Source organism: Alteromonas sp. 5E99-2 (genome assembly GCF_017368475.1).
Taxonomy (GTDB): domain Bacteria; phylum Pseudomonadota; class Gammaproteobacteria; order Enterobacterales; family Alteromonadaceae; genus Alteromonas_F.
In genome coordinates, this window is record NZ_JAFNJE010000005.1 from 112,026 (window position 1) to 135,033 (window position 23,008).

Annotated in this window: 25 protein-coding genes; 16 read left to right on the plus strand and 9 right to left on the minus strand. The window is 41.3% G+C overall.

The window, feature by feature from the left end; all coding sequences use genetic code 11:
- Window positions 1–10: 10 nt before the first annotated feature.
- From pth to lolB, 5 genes are all read right to left on the minus strand, one after another.
- Window positions 11–598: an aminoacyl-tRNA hydrolase gene (gene pth / locus J3L16_RS07335; RefSeq protein ID WP_207612242.1), complete on the minus strand. Its 588-nt coding sequence runs from the start codon at window positions 596–598 to the stop codon at window positions 11–13.
- A gap of 5 nt (window positions 599–603) precedes the next feature.
- Window positions 604–1,233 (minus strand): 50S ribosomal protein L25/general stress protein Ctc, encoded by a 630-nt coding sequence (locus J3L16_RS07340; RefSeq protein ID WP_207612243.1) that lies wholly within the window; start codon window positions 1,231–1,233, stop codon window positions 604–606.
- Window positions 1,234–1,435: 202 nt separating this feature from the next.
- Window positions 1,436–2,383 (minus strand): ribose-phosphate pyrophosphokinase, encoded by a 948-nt coding sequence (locus J3L16_RS07345; RefSeq protein ID WP_207612244.1) that lies wholly within the window; start codon window positions 2,381–2,383, stop codon window positions 1,436–1,438.
- 30 nt (window positions 2,384–2,413) lie between these two features.
- A complete protein-coding gene (gene ispE, locus J3L16_RS07350; protein WP_207612245.1) occupies window positions 2,414–3,265 on the minus strand; it encodes a 4-(cytidine 5'-diphospho)-2-C-methyl-D-erythritol kinase in 852 nt (283 codons plus the stop codon).
- The gene (lolB, locus tag J3L16_RS07355; protein ID WP_207612246.1) at window positions 3,256–3,861 is read right to left on the minus strand and encodes a lipoprotein insertase outer membrane protein LolB; all 606 of its coding nucleotides are present in this window, start codon (window positions 3,859–3,861) and stop codon (window positions 3,256–3,258) included. Before lolB ends, ispE begins: the two co-directional genes overlap by 10 nt.
- A 117-nt stretch (window positions 3,862–3,978) precedes the next feature.
- On the opposite strand from lolB, the gene hemA reads away from it, so the two are divergent.
- Genes hemA through kdsA form a run of 6 tightly spaced genes read left to right on the plus strand, consistent with a single transcriptional unit; the run spans window position 3,979 to window position 10,049 of the window.
- Window positions 3,979–5,268: a glutamyl-tRNA reductase gene (gene hemA, locus J3L16_RS07360; protein WP_207612247.1), complete on the plus strand. Its 1,290-nt coding sequence runs from the start codon at window positions 3,979–3,981 to the stop codon at window positions 5,266–5,268.
- Between the two features lie 18 nt (window positions 5,269–5,286).
- A complete protein-coding gene (prfA, locus tag J3L16_RS07365; protein WP_207612248.1) occupies window positions 5,287–6,372 on the plus strand; it encodes a peptide chain release factor 1 in 1,086 nt (361 codons plus the stop codon).
- A 6-nt stretch (window positions 6,373–6,378) separates the two neighbouring features.
- The gene (prmC, locus tag J3L16_RS07370) at window positions 6,379–7,203 is read left to right on the plus strand and encodes a peptide chain release factor N(5)-glutamine methyltransferase (RefSeq protein ID WP_207612249.1); all 825 of its coding nucleotides are present in this window, start codon (window positions 6,379–6,381) and stop codon (window positions 7,201–7,203) included.
- A 25-nt stretch (window positions 7,204–7,228) separates the two neighbouring features.
- The gene (locus J3L16_RS07375) at window positions 7,229–8,800 is read left to right on the plus strand and encodes a response regulator (protein WP_207612250.1); all 1,572 of its coding nucleotides are present in this window, start codon (window positions 7,229–7,231) and stop codon (window positions 8,798–8,800) included.
- A gap of 17 nt (window positions 8,801–8,817) precedes the next feature.
- Window positions 8,818–9,192, plus strand: a complete 375-nt coding sequence (locus J3L16_RS07380) for a SirB2 family protein (protein ID WP_207612251.1) — start codon at window positions 8,818–8,820, stop codon at window positions 9,190–9,192.
- A 14-nt stretch (window positions 9,193–9,206) separates the two neighbouring features.
- On the plus strand, window positions 9,207–10,049 hold the full coding sequence (kdsA, locus tag J3L16_RS07385) for a 3-deoxy-8-phosphooctulonate synthase (protein WP_207612252.1): 843 nt from the start codon (window positions 9,207–9,209) through the stop codon (window positions 10,047–10,049).
- A 6-nt stretch (window positions 10,050–10,055) separates the two neighbouring features.
- Here kdsA and J3L16_RS07390 read toward each other — a convergent pair whose 3' ends face one another.
- The gene (locus tag J3L16_RS07390; protein ID WP_207612253.1) at window positions 10,056–11,483 is read right to left on the minus strand and encodes a PLP-dependent aminotransferase family protein; all 1,428 of its coding nucleotides are present in this window, start codon (window positions 11,481–11,483) and stop codon (window positions 10,056–10,058) included.
- 388 nt (window positions 11,484–11,871) lie between these two features.
- On the opposite strand from J3L16_RS07390, the gene J3L16_RS07395 reads away from it, so the two are divergent.
- From J3L16_RS07395 to J3L16_RS07430, 8 genes are all read left to right on the plus strand, one after another.
- Complete coding sequence (locus J3L16_RS07395) at window positions 11,872–12,354, plus strand: MSMEG_0572/Sll0783 family nitrogen starvation response protein (protein WP_207612254.1); 483 nt, start codon at window positions 11,872–11,874, stop codon at window positions 12,352–12,354.
- A gap of 14 nt (window positions 12,355–12,368) precedes the next feature.
- Complete coding sequence (locus J3L16_RS07400) at window positions 12,369–13,361, plus strand: Nit6803 family nitrilase (protein WP_207612255.1); 993 nt, start codon at window positions 12,369–12,371, stop codon at window positions 13,359–13,361.
- A complete protein-coding gene (locus J3L16_RS07405) occupies window positions 13,354–14,472 on the plus strand; it encodes an MSMEG_0568 family radical SAM protein (protein WP_207612256.1) in 1,119 nt (372 codons plus the stop codon). Before J3L16_RS07400 ends, J3L16_RS07405 begins: the two co-directional genes overlap by 8 nt.
- Before the next feature lie 20 nt (window positions 14,473–14,492).
- The gene (locus J3L16_RS07410) at window positions 14,493–15,101 is read left to right on the plus strand and encodes an MSMEG_0567/Sll0786 family nitrogen starvation N-acetyltransferase (RefSeq protein ID WP_207612257.1); all 609 of its coding nucleotides are present in this window, start codon (window positions 14,493–14,495) and stop codon (window positions 15,099–15,101) included.
- Window positions 15,091–16,089 (plus strand): sll0787 family AIR synthase-like protein, encoded by a 999-nt coding sequence (locus J3L16_RS07415; protein WP_207612258.1) that lies wholly within the window; start codon window positions 15,091–15,093, stop codon window positions 16,087–16,089. The genes J3L16_RS07410 and J3L16_RS07415 overlap by 11 nt, the downstream gene beginning before the upstream one ends.
- A complete protein-coding gene (locus J3L16_RS07420) occupies window positions 16,082–16,369 on the plus strand; it encodes an MSMEG_0570 family nitrogen starvation response protein (protein WP_207612259.1) in 288 nt (95 codons plus the stop codon). Before J3L16_RS07415 ends, J3L16_RS07420 begins: the two co-directional genes overlap by 8 nt.
- 19 nt (window positions 16,370–16,388) lie before the next feature.
- Complete coding sequence (locus J3L16_RS07425; protein ID WP_207612260.1) at window positions 16,389–17,675, plus strand: MSMEG_0569 family flavin-dependent oxidoreductase; 1,287 nt, start codon at window positions 16,389–16,391, stop codon at window positions 17,673–17,675.
- Window positions 17,676–17,745: 70 nt separating this feature from the next.
- Window positions 17,746–18,213: a DUF2919 family protein gene (locus tag J3L16_RS07430; RefSeq protein ID WP_207612261.1), complete on the plus strand. Its 468-nt coding sequence runs from the start codon at window positions 17,746–17,748 to the stop codon at window positions 18,211–18,213.
- A 3-nt stretch (window positions 18,214–18,216) separates the two neighbouring features.
- Here the strand turns inward: J3L16_RS07430 and J3L16_RS07435 are convergent, their stop codons facing one another.
- Complete coding sequence (locus tag J3L16_RS07435) at window positions 18,217–18,624, minus strand: hypothetical protein (RefSeq protein ID WP_207612262.1); 408 nt, start codon at window positions 18,622–18,624, stop codon at window positions 18,217–18,219.
- A 51-nt stretch (window positions 18,625–18,675) separates the two neighbouring features.
- The gene (gene tcdA, locus J3L16_RS07440; RefSeq protein WP_207612263.1) at window positions 18,676–19,458 is read right to left on the minus strand and encodes a tRNA cyclic N6-threonylcarbamoyladenosine(37) synthase TcdA; all 783 of its coding nucleotides are present in this window, start codon (window positions 19,456–19,458) and stop codon (window positions 18,676–18,678) included.
- 221 nt (window positions 19,459–19,679) lie between these two features.
- Between tcdA and J3L16_RS07445 the strand changes: the two genes are divergently transcribed.
- The gene (locus J3L16_RS07445) at window positions 19,680–21,095 is read left to right on the plus strand and encodes a mannose-1-phosphate guanylyltransferase/mannose-6-phosphate isomerase (protein WP_207612264.1); all 1,416 of its coding nucleotides are present in this window, start codon (window positions 19,680–19,682) and stop codon (window positions 21,093–21,095) included.
- A gap of 3 nt (window positions 21,096–21,098) precedes the next feature.
- Window positions 21,099–22,559 (plus strand): phosphomannomutase CpsG, encoded by a 1,461-nt coding sequence (locus J3L16_RS07450; RefSeq protein WP_207612265.1) that lies wholly within the window; start codon window positions 21,099–21,101, stop codon window positions 22,557–22,559.
- Between the two features lie 10 nt (window positions 22,560–22,569).
- On the opposite strand, the gene J3L16_RS07455 is transcribed toward J3L16_RS07450, so the two are convergent.
- Complete coding sequence (locus J3L16_RS07455; RefSeq protein ID WP_207612266.1) at window positions 22,570–22,995, minus strand: DUF3429 domain-containing protein; 426 nt, start codon at window positions 22,993–22,995, stop codon at window positions 22,570–22,572.
- Window positions 22,996–23,008 lie beyond the last annotated feature (13 nt).

Consider the following 23,008-nt stretch of genomic DNA (forward strand, 5'->3'; position numbering starts at 1 on the left):
TAGGTAGAGGTTATAGTGAAGGCTTATGAGCGTGCAAACGATTTTGCGCTGCTTTAATACCTTCCTGTAATAGTATAGGTGTACATCTTACCGCTTCATCGATGGCATCATCAATAATCTGTTTGTCATTCGTACTAGGTTTCCCTAACACATGACCCGTTACACGACTTTTATGGCCAGGGTGGCCGATACCAATGCGTAAGCGCAAGAAGTCCTTGTTGTTGCCCATTCTTGATACGATATCTCTAACGCCGTTTTGGCTAGAGCTTCCGCCCACTTTATATTTTGCGATGCCTGGGTCTAAGTCTAGTTCGTCGAACGCCACTAAAATACTTTCAATGGGAATACGATAAAAATTTGCCATAGCTGCAACAGCTTGACCACTTTTATTCATAAAGGTAGTGGGGACGAGTAAACGAATGTCTTTTCCTGCGATGGAAATACGACCGGTTAAACCAAAGAATTTGCTTTCGCTAGAGAGGGAGGTGTTGTAAGAACGAGCGAGTTCGTCAATAAACCATGTACCGGCATTGTGACGAGTATGAGTATATTCGGGGCCTGGATTACCCAGACCCACAATCAGACGAATATCAGACAAGCTGATTATTCCTCAGAAGCAGCTTCACCTTCGCTGTCATCTTCAGTGATAGACGCACGAGTTGCTTTAATGGTTAGTACCGCTAGATCGTGACCTTCGCCTTTACCAAGTTCAACAGAGCTGATACCTGCAGGTAAAGTAATGTCAGACAAGTGTAGAGTTTGATCCATTTCAACAGCAGCTACATCAACTTCGATAAATTCAGGTAAGTCTTTAGGTAGACAAGCTACTTGTATTTCGTTTGCGTGATGCTCTGCAACACCGCCCGCTTTTATCGCACCGTTAGTGTCTTCATTGATGAAGTGAAGAGGTACGTTAGCGTGAAGCTCTTGACCTGCAACAACACGTTGGAAATCCAAATGAAGGATTTTTGGCTTATAAGGGTGACGCTGAATGTCTTTGATAAGCGCTTCTACTGGCTTTCCATCTACATTCAATGTAAGAACGTGAGAATAAAATGCTTCAAACTCTTGTGCTTGAAGAACTTTATTGTGCTCAAGTGTTAATGATACAGGCGCTTCGTCACCACCGTAAAGAATTGCAGGTACTTTGTCAGCATGACGTAGGCGGCGGCTCGCACCTTTCCCTAAATCTGCACGGGTCTCTGCATTCAGAGTAAAAATAGCATCAGACATGAATATGTCTCCAAAATTAAAAAGTAATTAAATAACAAGTTTTTGCGACCAAAACTTGCGTGATCCCCTTATATCGGGGTGCCCACCAAAATTTAAGGGCGGCGAATTCTAGCATTGGTGTGAAATGAAAACAATGAAGTAATGATAAATTTGGAAATATGGGGATTGCAGCACGCCGAGGCGTGCTGCGAATTATTGCAGTTTAGTACTCAAACATTGCAGAGATTGATTCTTCGTTATTAATACGACGAATGGTTTCTGCTAGCATTTCAGATAAAGTAAGTTGTTTAACCTTACCGATTTTCTGCATTTCCTTGGAAAGTGGAATGCTGTCTGTAATGATGATTTCATCAATAACAGATTCTTTTAGATTTTGTACTGCGTTGCCAGAAAATATTGCATGGGTTGCATAAGCATACACTTTACGAGCACCATGTGATTTTAGTGCTTCTGCTGCTTTAGCAAGTGTGCCCCCTGTATCTATCATATCGTCAACGATAATACAGTCTCTTTCATTTACATCACCAATAATGTTCATGACTTGTGCAACATTCGCTTTAGGGCGACGTTTATCAATAATGGCTAGGTCTGCATCGTTAAGAAGCTTAGCCGTTGCTCTTGCTCGAACAACACCGCCAATGTCTGGAGATACCACCACGGGATCTACAAAATCACGTTTGAACATATCGTCAAGTAAAATAGGTGTACCAAAGGCATTATCGACAGGAACGTCAAAGAAACCTTGAATTTGTTCTGCGTGAAGGTCAATGGTTAAGACTCTATCTACACCAACATTTGACAAGAAATCTGCAACGACTTTCGCTGTAATAGGAACTCGAGCTGAACGTACACGTCTATCTTGACGGGCATAACCGAAGTAAGGAATAACCGCAGTAATCCTTCCAGCCGAAGCACGACGGAAAGCGTCTATCATTACTATGAGTTCCATCAAGTTGTCATTTGTGGGCGCACAGGTCGATTGTAGAATAAAAACGTCTGAACCTCGGACGTTTTCATGAATTTCTACGCAGATTTCTCCGTCGCTGAAACGTCCAACACTCGCATTACCGACTTTAGTATAAAGGCGGTCGGCTACTTTCTGGGCAAGTTCTGGTACGGCATTGCCCGCAAAAAGTTTCATATCTGGCACAAGTCTGTCCTCGGTGCTTAATTGCTGAAATTAAAATGTATATGAACGTTGAGATTCTAATTGTTGTATTAAGGGCGACGTCTGAACTCCTTTAGCAACAAAACCAGACCATTTTCTGGGTAATTTCGCCAAGGTTTCTTCAGCTTCATGTTTTGCATTAAATTGCGCAAAAACACATGCACCTGTTCCTGTCATTCTCGACGGCGCGAATTGTATCAACCACTGCAACAAATATGCAACTTCAGGATGACGGTTACAGACAATTTTTTGGCAATCATTTTGTGTTGATTCAAATTTGTACTGCTTGGGACTAATTATAGGCGTAGATCTGGGTAAGTCAGGTTCTGTGAAAATTGTTTGAGTGCTGACGTGAATGTTAGGGTGTACAATTAAGTACCAAGATTCTGGAATAGCGATAGGAGTGAAAGATTCTCCCACGCCTTCAGCAAAGGTGGTTTCGCCATTCACAAATACAGGAACATCAGCACCTAAACTTAGCCCAAGTTGCTGTAATTCTTCGCTAGGAATAGTTAAATTCCATAATTTGTTGAGCACCAATAAGGTTGTTGCTGCGTTACTTGAACCACCACCTACACCGCCGCCCATAGGAAGGTTTTTATTAATATGAATACGACACCCAAGTTGGGTGTTGGTATAGTCTTGAAGAAGGCGAGCGGCCTTTAATATCAAATTATCCTCATCACAGACGCCTGACATTGGCGTTGCCATGTGTAAACGTTCGGCCGGTTCAAATGCAATTTCATCACCTCTATCAAGCATTTGAAAAACGGTTTGCAAGCAATGATAACCATCTTCTCTTTGCTGATTGATATGCAAAAACAAGTTGAGTTTGGCAGGGCTTGGCCACCATGTTAGCGCCATGAAGAAATCCTTAATTTTATAAATGCGTTTGTTCGGCTGGTGTCGGTTACTGTTAGTTCTCGAGGTAGCACAAGAGAATTTACTTTGCTAAATGATACATAATCTACTCGCCAATTTTCACAGTTTTCGCAGCTTGGAAATAACGTTTTCAACGTGCCGTCTGAATTAAACAACAATTTATCTTGGTCGCTGGGTAAGCCTTTTATCCATAATCTCAGCTGATTCACTGGAATATTCCAACCTGTGGTTTGTCTAAATAACAGGTTTGCATTTTTGTGTTGATAAATTTCGCCGTCGGCTTTGAAGGTTGATTGAGTCGGTGTTATTTCAATATTTGCTACTGTTATGCCTAAAGGGTTATATAGCTTGAGAGCTGTTTTTTCCGAACTTTCAGACCATGACAGGGTTGCGCTGAATGCTTCGTCTTCAGTTTTATAAGCGATTCTCCCTTTAATTACCCATTGTTGGTACTCTTCCAATTGTTGTTTTTGAATTTCCCAATTTGGAGGCAAGTTTAGCGGTGGAGGGTGAGAAGCACAGCTAATGAGCAATAAACAAACAATTGAAAAGCTTAATGTGCGTTTTAACGAAAACATAGTGTGTGAACAGTCTATAATATAAAGAATAGATATGTGACCATAGTTTAGGCTTAACTTTCAATCATTTTAGGTTTTTCGTACAATGCCGCTCCTAAATATCAACGACTTGATTTAATGACACTATTTGCTTTAGGTATAAACCACAAAACTGCGCCAGTAGATTTGCGCGAACAAGTTGCGTTTACACCCGACTCTATGTTGGATGCACTGGAGTCTTTACATCGAATTAATGGTATTGATGAATGCATGATAGTGTCTACCTGCAATCGCACTGAAATCTATGTTGTCGCTACTCCGCCTAGCGTTGATTTTGTGCTGCATTGGTTAAGTGAATTTCATTGCGTGAGTATGAAATTTGTGGCTGAGCATATTTATCAATTGCACGATGATGCTGCGCTGAGGCACATGATGAAGGTGGCGAGTGGCCTTGATTCTCTAGTGCTAGGCGAGCCGCAAATACTAGGGCAAGTAAAACAGGCTTATCAATTGGCGAAGCAGAATCAAACCTTGCACAAAGGGTTTGAAAGGGTATTTCAGCATGTTTTCGCCGTGGCAAAAAGAGTTAGATCCGAAACGGAAATAGGTGCAAATGCAGTCTCTGTGGCCTTTGCCGCAGTGCAGTTAGCCAAACAAATATTTTCGAAATTAGAGAAACGTTCGGTATTGCTGATTGGCGCAGGAGAAACCATTGAACTGGTTGCCGAGCATTTAAAAGAAGCCGGTGTTTTGTCTATGTCAGTGGCGAATAGAACAAGAGATAAAGCCCGTGCCTTGGCAAATAAGCTCAATGGTGAAGCGTTAACACTGACGCAGTTACCCGAACACATATCTGATTATGATATCGTGATTAGTTCAACGGCAAGTCAACTGCCTTTGGTAGGTAAAGGCATGATTGGTGATGCGCTTAAGCGACGTAAAAATCAGCCTATGTTTTTGGTGGATTTAGCAGTGCCTAGAGATATTGAGTCTCAAGTAAACGACATCGATGATGCCTATTTATACACTGTTGACGACCTTCAGCTTATTGTAGAAGCGAATTTGGCTAGCAGAGAAGAAGCTGCTGAAGCCGCGTGTGTCATGATTGAAGAACAGCTGGTTGCTTACCGAGAATGGAAAGTATCCCAACGGCATGGACAACTGGTTAAAAATTACCGTTCATCGGTAGCAGAACAAAAAAATGAATTAGTGGAACGGGCGTTATTACAGCTTGATGATGGTAAAAGCGCTGATGAGGTGATTAAGGAGCTAGGGTATAAGCTTAGCAACGCGCTTATGCATGCGCCGACAAAATTACTGTCTGACGCTAGCCTTCATCAAAATACGAATGTAAGCGAAAAGCTTGCTGACCACTTTAACTTAACCTTACCTGACGCCAATAGCGATACCTTGGATTCAGAGAAATAAATGGAAACAATATCTTAGATGAAAGCATCAGTTATATCTAAATTAGAACACCTAGTTGAACGCTTCGATGAAGTACAAGCATTACTGGGTGATCCAGAGGTTATTGGCGACCAAAATAAATTCAGGGGCTTATCTAAAGAATACGCCCAGCTTGAAGACGTTGTAAAAACATTTAATGAATATCAACAAACTCAAGAAAATTTAGAATCAGCAAAAGCCATGCTTGATGAAGACGATGCTGAAATGAAAGAAATGGCTCAAGAAGAAATTAAAGATGCCAAAAAGGCCATTGAAGTATTAGAAACCGATTTACAAGTTCTTCTTTTACCTAAAGACCCTAACGATGACAACAGTTGTTTCTTAGAAATTCGCGCAGGCGCTGGCGGTGATGAAGCCGGTATTTTCGCAGGGGATCTTTTCCGTATGTACAGCCGTTATGCGGAAAGCCAAGGTTGGCGTGTAGAAATGGTAAGCGCGAACGAAGGTGAACATGGCGGCTTTAAAGAAGTTATTGCAAATGTGAGCGGTGATGGCGCATATGGCGTAATGAAATTTGAATCTGGTGGTCATCGTGTTCAGCGCGTACCTGAAACTGAATCCCAAGGACGTATTCATACCTCTGCTTGTACCGTTGCGGTACTGCCAGAAATTCCTGAATCTCAAGCTATTGATATTAACACTGGGGATTTACGTATTGATACTTTCCGTGCTTCGGGCGCTGGGGGACAACACGTAAACAAGACAGACTCGGCAATTCGTATTACCCATATACCGTCTGGTGTTGTGGTTGAATGCCAAGATGAGCGTTCGCAGCATAAAAACAGAGCAAAAGCCATGTCGGTGTTGCAAGCGCGCCTAAACCAAATTGAAGCAGATAAACGCGCAGAGGAAGAGGCATCAACTCGTCGTAATTTAGTGGGAAGTGGTGATCGTTCAGAACGTATTCGTACTTACAACTTTCCTCAAGGACGAGTTACTGATCATAGGATCAATTTAACTTTGTATCGTTTGGACGAAGTTGTCGAAGGGGATTTAGGACAGTTACTTGAGCCTATTCGTCAAGAACATCAAGCCGACTTACTTGCTTCGCTTTCAGATGAATAAGCAAATATGACCCTTGGTGAGTTATTGCAGTGGGCAAAGTCTAGTTTAGATGAGCCCGCTGATGCAGACTATTTATTATGTGGGTGCTTGAATCAATCTAGAAGCTATTTATACACTTGGCCTGACAAAGTTTTGTCTGCTGACGAAATAACAGTATTTCGCAGTATGATTGAACGGCGAGTTAAAGGCGAGCCTGTCGCTTATATATTAGGTAAGAAGCCCTTTTGGTCGTTTTCTCTATTGACCTCCCCAGATACATTGATACCCAGACCAGAAACCGAATTACTGGTGGAAGCTGCACTTGAAAAAATAAGCGCTGAAAAAAAACTTAGCATCTGTGACCTAGGCACGGGAACTGGGGCTGTTGCCTTGGCAATTGCGTCAGAGCGGCCCAATTGTAATGTTATTGGCGTTGACCGTATTAGTAATGCAGTGGCCTTAGCTAAAAAGAATGCGCAAGCGCTTAGTATTGGTAATGTTTGCTTTTTACAAAGTAACTGGTTTGACGAATTAGCTGGGCATAAATTCGATGTCATTGTTTCGAATCCGCCTTATGTAGAACAAGACAGTCCGTATTTACAGGAAGGTGACGTAAGGTTTGAACCCAAAAGCGCGTTAACTTCAGGTATTGATGGCTTAGAAGATATCCGAGAAATAGTCAGTAGAGCAGGTGAGTTTTTATCGCCAAAAGGCTGGCTGATGTTCGAGCATGGGTTTTCACAACATCAGGCTGTCGCTAACTGTATGAAAGACGCTGGGTTTGTTGACATTCAAGCCGTAGAAGACTTAAATCTTCATCAGCGCTTAACAATAGCAAAATGTATAAATTAACTGTATAGCATGATAGGCAAGTACAATGAACGATGATTTATTCTTTGCAGACGAAGACGATAGTGATATCGAATCTGAACCAAGTGGCACGTGGAAAATACTCATCGTAGATGATGAACCTGAAGTGCATACAGTCACTCGCCTCGCTTTACGTGATTTCACTTTGAATAACGTTGGATTGACCTTTATTAGCGCATACAGCGGCGAAGAAGCCATTCGTCAATTCAATGCTCATGACGATATTGCTGTGGTGTTATTGGATGTGGTTATGGAAACTGACGATGCAGGGCTGATTGTTGCTGATAAAATACGCAATGAATTAAATAATACCTATACCCGTATTATTTTGCGTACAGGCCAGCCTGGGCAAGCCCCCGAAAAGAAGGTCATCGTCGATTATGATATAAACGATTATAAATCAAAAACAGAGTTAACGGCGCAAAAGTTATTTACGGTAATCATCGCGGCATTGCGCTCTTACCGAGATATTAGAACTATAGAACAAAACCGAATTGGGCTTGCGAAAGTGATGTCTGCTTCGACGGATTTGTTTACTTGTCGTTCATTAAAAAAATTTGTAGAAGGCTTGGTGGAACAATTGGGCTCAGTTTTAGGTTGTGCCCAAAGTGCTGTGTTTGTTTCAAGTGAATTGATAGATTCAAATTTTGTTGGCTCTAGCAGCTCTGCTGTTGAGCTTAGAGCATTAGCTGGGCACGGAAAATATGCCGACATTTTTGGCAAGCCCTTAAGCGACGTTTTAGACAATTCATTACTGGCTACCTGCCAAAATATTCTGTCGAACAAAGGCATGCATATTGATGAAGAACATCTTGTTGCTTACTGCCACAGCCAACATTTTGGTGGTGCATTGTTGTATATGTCTGATAAAAATCGCAATGTGAGTGAAACTAGCATTGAAATGGTTGAACTGTTTACTAATAGTATTCAAGTCGCCTTCGAAAATATTCTTTTACTGCGAGAGACAAGATTAACGCAAAATGAACTGATTGAGCGCCTTTGCCGTGCGATGGACTTTAGCACGCCAAGTAATAACCATATACCTCGTTTAGTGGCAATCTGCGAATTATTAGCAACGAACCTTGGAATGAAAGAACTGGATGTCGACCGTCTAAAAGTTGCGGTTCCTATGCATGATGTGGGGAATTGTCGATTGCCAGAAACTATGCTGAATCGCAGAGGTCCAATTACTTCTGATGAACAAGCAGAAATGCGCATGCATACCCAGTTTGGCGCTGATTGTTTGGCCGATTCTAATAATTTAACCGTTCAACTTGCGGCTAAACTTGCTCAACAACATCACGAGCGTTGGGATGGGACAGGGTACCCTAACCAAATAAAGGGTGAAGAAATACTACTGGAAAGTCGAATTCTTGCTGCTGCTGATGTGTTTGACGCGTTATATAATAAAAAATCGTATAAAGATGCGTGGGATTTAGAAAAAGTGATCACGTTTTTTGAATCAGAAAGAGGTAAGGCATTTTCACCAAGTGTGGTTGATAGTGTTCTTCGATGTAAAGTCGAATTGGTTGATATTCAAAACTCCATGAAAGATGGCGTTTCTATTTTTTCCCATTAAAAGGAGTCTTATTATTCATGTATGAAATTGTCAAACATATTCATATTACAGCGGTAATGCTAAGCATTTTGGTGTTTATCGGTCGTTTTTTGTTGCTTCAATTTGTCCCTCGTGTAGGAAACCATAAGATACTAAAAATAGTGCCACATGTACTTTATACCGTACTGTTGATCTCGGCTATTGTATTGTGTTCGCTGATAGGTGTTTATCCCCTTGCTGACACGTGGGCTACGCAAAAACTCATTGGGTTAGTGGCGTTTGCGGTCATAGGCTTGTATTCCACTAAGTGGGCTAAAACAAAAAGCATGGCGTGGGGCAGCTTTTTCATTGTGCTTGTTTTTTTAGTGATGACGTTACACGTAGCATTCAGCAAGCAACCTCTCTTTTTTTAACGGAACGAAATTAAATGAATCAATTAGAAATTGACAATATCTCGGTAGGTAACGACCAACCGTTTGTACTTTTTGGTGGTATGAATGTATTGGAATCAAGAGATATGGCAATGCAAATTGCTGAAGCCTACGTGAAGGTAACGTCAGAATTGAACATACCTTATGTATTTAAAGCATCCTTTGATAAAGCGAACCGTTCAAGTATGCATTCTTATCGCGGTCCTGGTTTAGAGGAAGGTTTAAGAATATTTGAAGAAATAAAAACTCAGTTTGATGTGCCGCTTATCACAGATGTCCACGAGCCTCATCAGGCTCAAGCGGTAGCGGATGTTGTCGACGTTATCCAATTACCTGCGTTCCTTGCAAGGCAAACTGATTTAGTTGTCGCTATGGCTAAAACAGGCGCAATAATTAATGTTAAAAAGCCTCAGTTTTTAGCACCCCATGAAATGCGCCATATAATTAACAAGTGTGATGAAGCGGGTAACAATAAAATTATTTTGTGTGAAAGAGGGAGTTGCTACGGCTATAACAACTTGGTTGTAGATATGCTAGGTATGGATGCAATGAAAGAATTTGCTCCGGTTATTTTTGATGCAACCCATGCTCTGCAAAAGCCTGGTGGAAGAGAAAGCTCTGCTGACGGTAGAAGAGCTCAGGCTGCACAATTAGCGCGAAGTGGTATGGCTCTTGGACTAGCAGGGCTGTTTATTGAATCACACCCTAATCCTGATGAAGCAAAATGTGATGGTCCGTGTGCCTTGCCTTTACGAGCGTTAAAGCCCTATTTAGAGCAAATGAAAGCCATTGATGATTTAGTTAAAAGCTTTCCAGCTTTAGATACTACGAACAGTTAATATCACTTATTTAGCTGGAGAAGATCGGGATTTTGTGAGTATCTGAGTTAGCAATGCAGGCTCGTCAAGAAGCTGTTTTACTAGCTTTAACGCCTCTACACATTCCCAGCGTTTTTGAGGCCCGCCTAAGCATAATCGCAAGGCATGAGGTGGGTTGTTATTTGAGCAAAATGCCGCGCTTGCTACGGCACTGACATTTTTACTTCGCAAATAAGCGGCAAAGTTTGATGGGTTAACTTCAACAGACTTAGGCAGGTTAAGCCATAAATGAAATCCGTCGACGTGAGCGTTAAATTGGTATTCATTGAGTAATATTGCTGCTTGTTTTTGCCTTTCTCTTGATTCTTGCCTAATTTCTCTTGTCATCAAGTCAACGGTGCCGTCTTTTAACCAAGATGAAGCCAATCTATTGGTTATAGGGCTCGACATTACCGATAGTGCACGCATTGAGCCTGCTAATCTGTTCGCTGCACTTTTTGTTGGAGCATGCACATAAGCAGTTCTTAATCCGGCACCAAAATATTTTGCTAATCCAGTGATGTAATACGTGAGGCTGGGCGCGAAGTTAGCAATTGCAGATATTGGCTTCGTAGGAAGCATGGCATAAGCATCGTCTTCAATGATGGGGATACTATAGCGATTTGCTACATCGGCAATAGCAACACGGCGGGCATGACTGATTGAATATGCAGTGGGATTTTGCAGTGTAGGATTTAAATAGATAGCAGCAATTTGCTCATGCTTACACAAGGCGTCTAAGGTGTGAATGATAGGGCCATCTTTATCACTGTCTACGGCAAGTAATGGAATATCTAATTGTGCCGCAATCGCTTTTAGTCCCGGATAAACTAATCCTTGTACACAAATAGATGCCCCTTTTTTTACTAATGAACTCAATAGGCCTAAAAGTACACTGTGGGTCCCAGGGCATACTAAAACATTTTCTTCTTCAGTTTTCTCCACTGTTTTATTTAGCAGTAATAAACCTGCTTCTTTGTCGTCGTGAGTACCGCCGAAGTCTTGGTATCTAAGTAGTGCGGTGATACTAGATGACTCAATAATGTTGGTAAACCCGCGGTTGAGTTTTGTTAACAATTCTTTGTTGGCAGGCTCAGGAGGGGAGTTCATTGTCATTTCTACGTCGGTCCCACCCTGCGGCGGGAATGACAAGGTTCGCCCTTTTACAAATGATCCTGTGCCTGGACTTGAATCTATAAGGCCTCTATTTCTTGCTTCTTTATAAGCTCTGGCTACAGTGGTGTAGTCTAATGCCAATAATTGTGCGAGTTCTCTTAACGTCGGCAGTTTATCGCGAATTGCCAACACGCCACTTTCGATGTCTGCAGCGATTAAGTCTGCAATCATCAAATACGCAGGACGCCTGTCTTTGTTCGCAAGTGCAAAGCGCCAGTGTTTATATTGGTTGTTGAGCAAGAGATGCGCCTAATTTAAAAAGAATTACCCATGTTTCCCCGCAAGTTTTATTCCAACTCAATGAACCTAAGATGATTGCATTTAACTATAGGAGATGATTGGTTTTTTCTTGTTTTTAGTGACTTTAATGGTGCGAAGCAGGCTTAAATTCGCACAGTGGTAGTGCGGTTTTTTTCTCTAGATTAAAGAGGTCTATTGACTAATTTAGACAAATAAAAAAATTACGAGCTGTCTAAATTTTATTGAATGGGTTTGATTGCATATTGATTGGATCTCTTAAATTTAGGGTTGGCATTTCCATTGCAAAATTGGAAAAGAGTAACGCTTATACATTCTGTGAATATGTGAGCGAAAACTATTTATCCCAAACTATTAATAAGGATTTACCATGCCAAAAGTTACCGCCCCAATGCATAAAGATGGCGATTTTTTTGTAGATTATGAAGAAAAAGTATTTGAAGATGTGCAGGCAAAAGAGGGAGAAAAAGCCCTTGTTACTTTCCATACTGTCGCATTTGAAGGTTCAATCGGTTTTGTAAATATGTTGCAAGCGACTCGTCTGCAACGCAAAGGCTATGAAACTTCCATTTTATTGTATGGGCCTGGTGTTACTTTAGGTCTACAAAGAGGCTTTCCTACATTAGGCGCAGAAGCTTTCCCTGGTCACCAAAACTTTACTAATCAGCTTAAAAAATTCATGCAAGAAGGTGGAAAGATTTATTGCTGCCGATTTGCATTACAAGCTTTGTATGGTCATGGTGAACCGTCATTAATTGAAGGTATTCGTCCAATTAGCCCGCTAGACGTATTGGATATTAAATTGCTTCATACCAGAGAAAACGCCTTTATCATTGATACTTGGACAGTATAACTGGAGCAGCGATTATGTTTCGACAAGACGTCGTCAGAGTCGCTGCCGCTCAGCTGTCTCCGGACTTACGCTCAGCGGTTGGCACTTTGGATAAAGTAATAGGTGCTATTGAGGATGCGTCTCGCCAAGGAGTTCAGCTGATTGTTTTTCCTGAAACCTTTGTACCTTATTACCCTTATTTTTCGTTTATAACTCCGCCAGCTAAAAGTGGCAAAGAGCACATGCGCTTGTACGAACAGGCTGTCGTCGTCCCTGGGCCTATTACCGATGCAGTCGCTGAGTGTGCCAAACGATGTGAAATGGTGGTGGTATTAGGGGTAAACGAAAGAGATCACGGTTCTATTTATAACACGCAGCTTATTTTCGATTGCACAGGAGAGCTGGTTCTCAAACGCCGAAAAATCACGCCTACTTTTCATGAGCGTATGATTTGGGGACAAGGCGATGGGTCAGGACTTAAAGTTGCACAGACAGCTGTGGGTAAAGTAGGAGCCCTAGCTTGTTGGGAACATTACAATCCATTAGCACGTTATAGCTTAATGGCGCAGCATGAAGAAATTCATTGCAGCCAGTTCCCCGGTTCATTAGTAGGACCCATTTTTGCTGAACAAATAGAAGTCACAATACGTCATCACGCTTTAGAATCTGGATGCTTTGTGGTGAATTCTACGGGGTGGCTCACCGATGAACAAATTGAATCTATTACATCTGATCCCAAGCTTCAACCTGCATTGAGGGATGGTTGTATGACGGCCATTATTTCACCGGAGGGTTCTCATGTGGTGGCGCCTTTAACTGAGGGTGAAGGACTACTCATTGCAGATTTAAACATGTCGCTAATCACCAAGCGAAAGCGCATGATGGATTCTGTTGGTCACTACGCTCGTCCAGAATTACTCAGTCTGTTGGTTAATAATAAAGCTAACGAATATTGCGAATTTTCAGGGCAAGTATCTGATTTACCTTCGCAAGTAGTTAATTCGAATGAGGATATAGCTGATGAGTAAATCTCAGCGTGTACAGCAGTTAATTACCGATATTCAATCTAAAGGGGTCCGTCTTAGTTCAGTCGAACAAGAGCAGGTGAGTCGACGTGGCGGCGCGGGGCCCAGTGATCATCAAGCAATGGTTGTTGATGGAACACCAGTGATGGTTCCAGTGCATACACAAAGTGCTAATTACTCGCCTTATAGTTTAAAAGAAACGTCAGAAGGTAAAACATCATTGGTGAGCGAAGGGATCCCTATCACCGACATTACCTTTGCGAAAACGCCTCGTTTTTACAAATTAAAGACCCAAGATGGTACGCCATATTCTCATATAGCAACACTACACAGTACAGATGTGTTGGCGACCACTGTACTGCAAACTTGCATTCGATACGGTGGTAGAAACAAAACCTGTAAATTTTGTTCTATTGAACAATCCCTTTCTGCTGGCAGAACCATAGCTTACAAGCGTCCTAATCAACTTGCAGAAGTAGCAAAAGCCGCAGTCGAGCTTGATGGTGTTAAGCATATGGTGATGACCACAGGTACACCTTCTACGCCAGATAGAGGGGCTAAAGTGCTGTGCGAAAGCGTTATTGCAGTAAAATCAGAAGTCGATTTACCTATTCAAGTGCAGTGTGAGCCACCAGATGATTTTTTGTGGTTTGAAAAGCTGAAAGCGGCTGGGGCTGATGCACTTGGAATGCATATCGAGGTTGTTACAGAAAAACAGCGTAAATACATGATGCCAAGTAAATCTCAAATCACGGTGGGTGAGTACATGACTGCTTTTAAAGCAGCAGTACCTGTGTTTGGCCGAGGTCAGGTCAGCACTTATATTCTAGCTGGATTAGGCGATACCGCGGACGATATTCTTGAATTATGTGATGAGCTCATTGATATAGGCGTGTACCCCTTTGTCGTTCCTTTTGTTCCGATAAGGGGAACGCCATTAGAAGATCATCCCGCACCTAGCGCAGATTTCATGACGTCGATCCTTAAACCGTTAGGAATGAAGACGGCTAAAGCAAATTTACTCGCGGAAAATGTAAAAGCAGGCTGTGCTAAATGTGGTGCTTGTTCATCACTTAAAAAATATGAAGACGCCAGCGTTCAGGTCCTGAGTTAACCGTAAAAAAGGGTGTAGTAATGCAAGCAATACAACAAGAGTATTTTTCTGATTTCACTATTAAGTGGGCCACATCCGAATGGGAAAAACATCATGCATATGCCTTGCGTCGTCAAGTTTTCTGCGGTGAGCAGGGCATATTTGAAATCGACGACAAGGACGATATTGATAATAGAGCACAAGTTTTAGTAGCAATCGCGAATCATGGCGGTTGGCATGAAAAAGTGGTAGGTACAGTGCGTATTCACCACGAAGGCAACCATGTGTGGTGGGGATCGCGGTTAGCAGTAGATGCCTCATTCAGAACTCAAACTGGACTGGGATCACTATTGATTAAGCTTGCTGTATCCAGCGCTCATGCTTTGGGATGTAAAGTGTTTTTAGCGCAAGTACAAAAGCAAAACGAACGTCTATTTCAGCGATTGAATTGGAAAAGCCAATACGAATTAATGTTGAAAGAACATTTACACGTGATGATGAAAGCTGAATTAGCTTCATTTCCTCCTTGTTATCACCCAGAAAGCGGCTTTGTTGTAAGTAATGTAAATGGACCTTTTAGCACTCTAGAGTCGTTAGCCTTTCTACAACCGGATATGCGGGATATACAGGAAGAGCCTTATGTCGCTTAAGGCATTACTGGAAGACTTACGTGGATACTCGGGTATTAGGCAAAAAAAAGATATTGCCTCAATTGCAAATAAGCTTGAAAACAGTTTCCCATTAAATGGTCATCCAAACGGTGATGATACCGCTGTGATTGAATCTGCAAAGGGTTTTGATTTGCTCGCGACAGAGGGTTTTTTGACGGCATTTGTCGAACGAGACCCCTGGTTTGCTGGGTGGTGCAGTATTATGGTTAACGTCAGTGATATTGCCGCTATGGGCGGGCGACCTACAGCCGTAGTCAATACTATATGGGCAACACAAGGACGGCATTTAGATGAAATATATTCAGGAATGGTGGCTGCGTCTAACGCATTTAACGTGCCCATAGTAGGTGGCCATACCAATTTAAACACCATGAGTACCCATTTAAGTATGTCTATTTTAGGGAGAGCCAACGCTATCTTGAGTAGCTTTAGTACAAAACCGGATGACGTTCTTATTGCTGCAATTGATTTGCGAGGCCAGTTTAGAGCGCCTTTTTTGAACTGGAATGCGGCAACGTCGGCACCACCCGATAGGTTGAGAAGTGATCTTGAATTATTGCCTTTTATTGCTGAGAGCGGGTTAGCTCACGGGGCAAAAGATATAAGCCAAGCGGGGGTGTTAGGTACATGCATTATGTTGCTGGAATGTTCAAACGTTGGTGCGAATATTAACTTAGACAATATACCCAAACCAGAAGGCGTGACTTGGCACGACTGGTTGAGGGCGTTCCCTAGCTATGGGTATATTTTTGCAACTTCAAAAGAAAAAGCAGCTGAATTAATAGGCTTGTTTCATGCAAAGGATATTTCCGCGTCACAAATAGGTGATGTTAATCAATCCTGTGTCGTTGACGTTTCATCGCAGGGCGAAACAGTGGAATTTTGGAATTTAGAACAAGAAAATCTGATGGCAATGAACGAGTTACATCAGAATCTACATAATATAGAGGAGCAGAAGTATGCCTGAAAAGCATTTTGTCGTTCAGTGGCCTAATGGTGAAGTAGAGTCTTGTTATTCGCCATCTAGTGTTATTACTGAGTATTTTCATGATGGACAAAGTTTGTCTATTCAAGAGTTTTTGGAAATGAGTGAAAAAGGCTTAAATCACGCCAGTGAACGAGTTAGGCAAAGTTATGGCTTTAGTTGTTCTAGTGCAATGGATCAACTACAAAAAATTAAAACTAAAGCCGCACAATTTGATCAACACGACGCACAAGATGTTCGTGTCATTAAAGTAAGCAATTGAAGGTAATAGGCTATTTAAAATGAATGATGTAAAAACAGCGCAACCTGAATCAAATGTCGTGGATGTTATCATAGTCGGTGGTGGTCAAGCAGGTTTATCGACTAGCTATTATTTGCAACAAGAAGGCGTTTCTCACCTTGTTATCGAAAAAGGTGAAGTGATGAATGCATGGAAGCATAAACGATGGGACTCGTTTAGCTTAGTTACACCAAACTGGCAATGTAAGCTTCCTGGTCATGCTTATGAAGGGAGCGACCCTCATGGCTTTATGGTTAAAGATGAAATTATCGATTATTTGAATGAATTTGAACAAAAACTCAATGCGCCGATTTTATCTCACACCAGCGTAGTAAATATTACCCAAGCAGAAGATAGCGTATTTAAAGTAGAAACAAATAAGGGAATCTATTTTGCTAGCCAAGTAGTTGTCGCAGCGGGAGGGTACCATGAGCCTATCATTCCGAGAATGGCTGAGCGTATCCCCGATTCAATTTATCAAATACATTCAGAAGAATATAAGAATAACAAACAGTTACCCGAAGGCAATGTACTCGTAGTGGGCTCAGGGCAGTCAGGAGCTCAAATCGCTGAAGATTTGCATTTATCGGGTAGGAAAGTGTATTTAGCGACCGGTGATGCGCCGCGATGTGCGCGTTTTTATCGAGGCAAAGATGTTGTAGATTGGCTTGCTGAAATGAAATATTACGATATGCCGGTGTCTGAGCATCCGTTAAGAGAAGGTGTTAGGGATAACACTAATCATTATGTTACAGGTCGTGATGGTGGCAGAGATATTGATTTAAGAAAATTTGCTACTGAAGGCATGGAATTGTTTGGTTTGATGCATAATTTCAACAATGACCAATTTGAATTTTTACCTAACTTGAAGGCAAATTTAGACAATGCCGATGATGTTTACAACAACATCAACAAACGCATTGATGCCTATATTGAAAAAAATAGCATTGATGCACCAGAGCAGCAAAGCTATCAAGCAATGTGGCAGCCAGAAAAAGAGCGAACACATGTTGATTTAAATGCGTCGGGTATTACGAGTATTGTTTGGTGTATTGGTTTTAGACCGAATTTTCAATGGCTAAACATGCCTGTTTTTGATGGTAAGGGAATGCCAATGCATACTCGAGGTGTAACCAGTCAAAGTGGTGTTTTTTTTGTGGGGTTACCTTGGTTATATACATGGGGTTCGGGACGTTTTTCTGGTATTGCATCCGATGCTGAATTTATTGTAAAAGAAATAAAGCAAAACTTACATTATCTACTTAATCAAAAACAAATACCGGCTTAAATTTATTGCGTATTTTGTCACGTTAAAAGGTATTATCAGATACCCGAATACATTGATGTTGACGTTTTAAATGAACAAATTACCACTGCCTTTACGTTGTTATAATGAAGCTGGAAGGGTTGTCCCATCAACTTGGTTTACTTTATTGTTCTTTTGGGGAGCGAGGGTGCTTTTACTCTTAATAGGCACACTTGTTTTAGATGAGGGCAATAATTTAATTCCTAAGCAATTGTTTCCGTTTTCGTGGCAATTACCTGCTCATAGCGTACTTGGAGTTGTTTTTTTGGGGTTATGGTTATTACAAGGACGTCGAGAAGCATTTTGGAATAAAGGCTATACGTTAACGTGGCTAAGACCAACGGTCATATTGATGCTGTTGGTAGATATAAGTCTACAAATTGGTGCTATTATTTTAACTCACGGAACGTTTAATTTATTGAGAGGGCTAATCGTACTGATTAGCCTATTTTTCTTGTTCTATACGCTAAGAAGTAAGCGCACCAATATGATGTTTGAAGACTGGAAAACGGTCAGTTAAAGATTAATTTCTATTATTCGATACCGCTTGATTGAAGTAGGCTCTTACGCTAACTTGACTGTTATTTACTAATCTCTCATAGCAAATACCAGCAAACGCATAAGTATGAGAACCATAAGATAGAACAAGGTATGGTGCCTCTGGGTCAGTGTTGTCATATAACCATTCACCCCCTACAACTTTTTTAAATACCTCACCAACATAAGCCCCATAAATATTGCATAAGGTAAATACGGCTTCATCTTCCAGTGCTTGATCTTGGTATTTATCGACAAATCCTAAAAGCACATCATCAACAAGACCAATACTCTCACTTGAGAAGTCAAGTTCCAATGAAAATTCTTCTTGCGAAGTGCTCACTGCATCGCTAGCACTGGCTTGCATCAATTCGTCTAGTTCTTCTTGTTGCATTTGGAGGTCCTTATTATTTTTCTACATTGTGGGCCACAGTTCCACTCTTGTCTATATTCTAGAGTGGATCTTGTTTAAAACAATACTCACTGCAAACATGGCAAAGGTGGTCGTTACTGTTGATATTGAACCAAAACCTGATGCACAGTCTAAACGGGTACTGCCATCCATGGTTGATTTACTACTTGATATTGAACCATCGGGTTGAGGGTATTTCAGCTGCTCTGTGCTAAAAATACAAGTCACGCCAAATCTACGTTTCGGATTTTTACTAAAATTATAAAAGCGCCGTAATTCACTTCGGACTTTTGCTGCTAATGGGTCTTGAATTGTTTTTGCCAAATCACAAGCCTGTACTTGAGTCGGGTCGACTTGGCCTCCTGCGCCTCCAATTGTGACAATCGCAATCTTATTGCGTTTACAATGAGCGATGATTGATGCCTTTGCTTTAACGCTGTCGGTTGCTTCAATCACATAATCAAAATGATTCGCTATGTAATCAGATGCGTTATCTGGAGTAACAAAGTCTTCTATACACTCAACTTCACACGAAGGATTAATATCCTGTATTCGTGCTTTCATCGCGTCAACTTTCCCTTGGTTCACTGTGGAGCCAAGCGCGTGCACTTGTCTGTTAATATTGGTGACACAAATATCGTCTAAATCGATAAGGGTGAGTTTGCCAATTCCGCTGCGTGCAAGTGATTCTGCACACCAGGATCCTACACCGCCAATTCCAACAATGGCGACTCGACTGGATTGAAATACAGCAAAAGTGTGTTGGCCATAAAGCCTTTCAATCCCACCAAATCGATTTTTCACATTCGTTTCCATGGTTACATCTTTGTTTAGCTTACATCGAGAAGCGTGAGGTGATAATTACATTATTATCCAGTAATCTCGGCTTCCATTCAAATGCCGTTATTGAAAAGCGTTAATTACACGCTAAACTAATTTAATCATCTTTTTATTAAGAAATTAATGCCTTAGCATTGATTGCAAGCAATGGCTTGTTTACCATCTGATTCGATTTCTTACTTTGATCAAGGAAAAACATGACACCCATTATTCTAGCCGGTGGCACAGGAAGTAGATTGTGGCCAAAATCAAGAGCGGCTTTGCCAAAACAATTTTTGGCATTAACGTCTGAAGACACAATGCTACAAGAAACCATTAACCGCTTAGACGGGTGTGGGGCTGATGCGCCAATTGTTGTATGTAACGATTCTCATCGGTTCTTAGTGGCTGAACAACTTCGACAAAATAACACGGAAAATGGTGGTATTTTACTTGAACCAGTAGGTAGAAATACGGCCCCCGCCATTGCACTTGCTGCATTACACGCAAGTAAAGACGGAGAAGACCCTATATTATTGGTTTTGGCTGCCGATCACTTAATTCAAGAAAAAGTTGCATTTCACAGTGCTATTGAAAAAGCAGAGAGTCTCGCGTCAAAAGGCTTTCTAGTGACTTTTGGGATTGTGCCAAATCAGCCTCATACTGGATATGGGTATATTCAAGGGAGTGACGATTTAGGCGGTGGGTTAAAGGTTGAGCAGTTTGTGGAAAAGCCCAATTTAGCAACAGCAAAGGATTATGTAGATAGTGGCAACTATTTTTGGAATAGTGGCATGTTTATGTTTAAAGCCAGCGTGTATTTGGACGCATTGGAGAAATATGCGCCTGAGATACTGTCGGTATGTAAAGCGGCCATTGAAACAGAATCAAATGATTTAGATTTTATTCGTATTGATCCTGAAACCTTTGCTAAAAGCCCAGATGACTCTATTGATTATGCAGTAATGGAGAAAACCGACAAAGCTGCTATGGTGCCACTTGATGCTGGATGGAGTGATGTGGGTAGCTGGTCGTCACTGTGGGAAACAGCAGAAAACAAAGATGAAAATGACAACGTTGTTATTGGCGATGCGATTCTTGAGGGAGTCTCCGGTAGTTACATTAATAGCGAAGAGCGCCTAATTTCAGTGATTGGATTAGACAATATTGTGGTTGTTGAAACAAAAGATGCTGTGATGGTGGCCCATAAAGATAAAGTTCAAGATATTAAAGCCGTGGTGACTAAACTTAAAGCGGAAAAACGACCTGAATTTGAATTTCACCGTGAAGTTTTCAGACCTTGGGGAAGCTACGACTCCATTGATAACGGCGAACGTCACCAAGTAAAACGCATCTCCGTTAAGCCTGGAGAGAAGTTATCGGTACAAATGCATCACCATAGAGCAGAACATTGGGTGGTGGTATCAGGAACGGCAAATATCACTATTGGTGAAGAAACTAATTTGGTAACAGAAAACGAATCTGTTTATATTCCAATTGGCGAAGTACACGCCCTAGAAAATCCAGGAAAGATCCCCTTGGAGTTAATAGAAGTTCAATCCGGTTCGTACCTTGGTGAAGACGATATTGTCCGTTTTTCTGACCGTTATGGTCGTACAGCAAATAAGGGCTAATATATGTCAGTGTCGTTAACCTGTTTTAAAGCTTATGACATTCGAGGCGAGTTATTATCGCAATTAGACGAAAGCATCGCTTATAGAATTGGTCGCAGTTTTGCTGAAGAATTAAACGCTAAATCCGTAGTAGTCGGTGGTGATATTCGTCTGACCTCAGAACCTCTTAAATTAGCTTTGTCAGCCGGTCTCATTGATGGTGGTGCAAGAGTTATTGATTTAGGCATGGTGGGTACCGAACTTATCTATTTTGGCACTAAATTTCTCGAAGCTGATGGCGGCATTGTGGTTACAGCAAGTCACAACCCAATTAACTACAACGGTATGAAGTTAGTTAAAAAAGGGTCTGTGCCTATTAGTGGAGATACAGGGTTAGGAGATATTCAGTCCTCAGCAGAGGGCTTTGATGACAGTGTTGTAAAAGACAGGTTGACTTACTATTCTCAAGGGCAGCTTAAATCACCGCAAGAATTTGTTGCAGGTGCTTGTTCAATAGATGTAACTACCTTAGCTGCCAGTAAACAGTATACTCAACAAGACATAATGTCAGATTATGTATCCCATGTGTTGGGATATATAGATACATCAGCATTAAAACCATTAAAACTTGTGGTTAATGCTGGTAACGGAGCGGCTGGACCTACTTTAGATGCCATAGAGCAAGGCTTTAAAGACAAAGGCGTAGCAATAGAGTTTATTAAAGTGCATCATCAGCCAGATGGCAGCTTCCCAAATGGTATACCGAACCCGTTATTACCGGAAAACCGCGCAGACACTGCTGAGGCGGTCAAAGAATCAGGCGCAGACTTCGGTATTGCATGGGATGGTGATTACGATAGATGCTTCTTATTTGATGCCCAAGGTAACTTTATTGAAGGTTATTATATTGTTGGCTTACTCGCTCAGGCTTTTCTTAATAAGGCATCTGATAACCGTATTATTTATGACCCAAGAGTGTATTGGAACACGGAAGATATTATTGCCCAATGTGAAGGAACGCCAATTAAAAGCAAAACAGGCCATGCGTTTATAAAGGAAAGAATGCGCAAAGAAGATGCAATTTACGGTGGAGAGATGAGTGCTCACCATTATTTCAGAGATTTTGCTTATTGTGATTCAGGTATGATCCCATGGCTATTAGTCGCCGAGCTTTTATCTCAATCTTCTTTAAATCTCGCTGAAATGGTTGAATCTCGCATTGAAAAGTTTCCATCATCAGGAGAAATCAACAGCAAACTCAAAGATGCCGATGCGGCATTAAAACGGGTACTCGACCGCTATGAAAACAGTGCAGTTGAACGTGATGAAACCGATGGTATTGGCTTGTCTTTTGACAATTGGCGTTTCAATTTAAGAAAATCGAATACTGAACCGGTAATTCGTTTAAATGTAGAAAGCCGAAGTGACATTGCATTAATGGAAGAAAAAACAAAAGAGTTGTTGGCGGTTATTCGAGACGAATAACGCCCTATTTTTAGTGGGTGATTGCAATGATCACCCACCCATGAGTAACCACTACCACGCTCGTTATTACCATTCTAAATTTTGCGTACCAAATAACAGATTCTTTTGGTAGCGACAGCACTTTTTGTTCGTAAACAATCAAGAGTAGAAAACCCAAAGAAAGTACTTTTAATGCAAAGTGATAGGGTAGCAAGGTGATAGCTAATAAACCGATAATACTCGGTAGCATCGCTACGTAAATTTGGTGTTTTACTGGGTTCCCACAAAGTGCATCATACCAATGGACACCACCTAAAAATGACAATATCAACCCGCTGTAAAGGGTAAATATATCAACGGCTTTATACCATTCTATTACATTCAATGTCGCCATTAATGGGAGCATAACAAAGGGGATTAATCCAGCTATTCCTAGCTTCCAAGCAGTACTTTTCATATTCTTCTCCAAA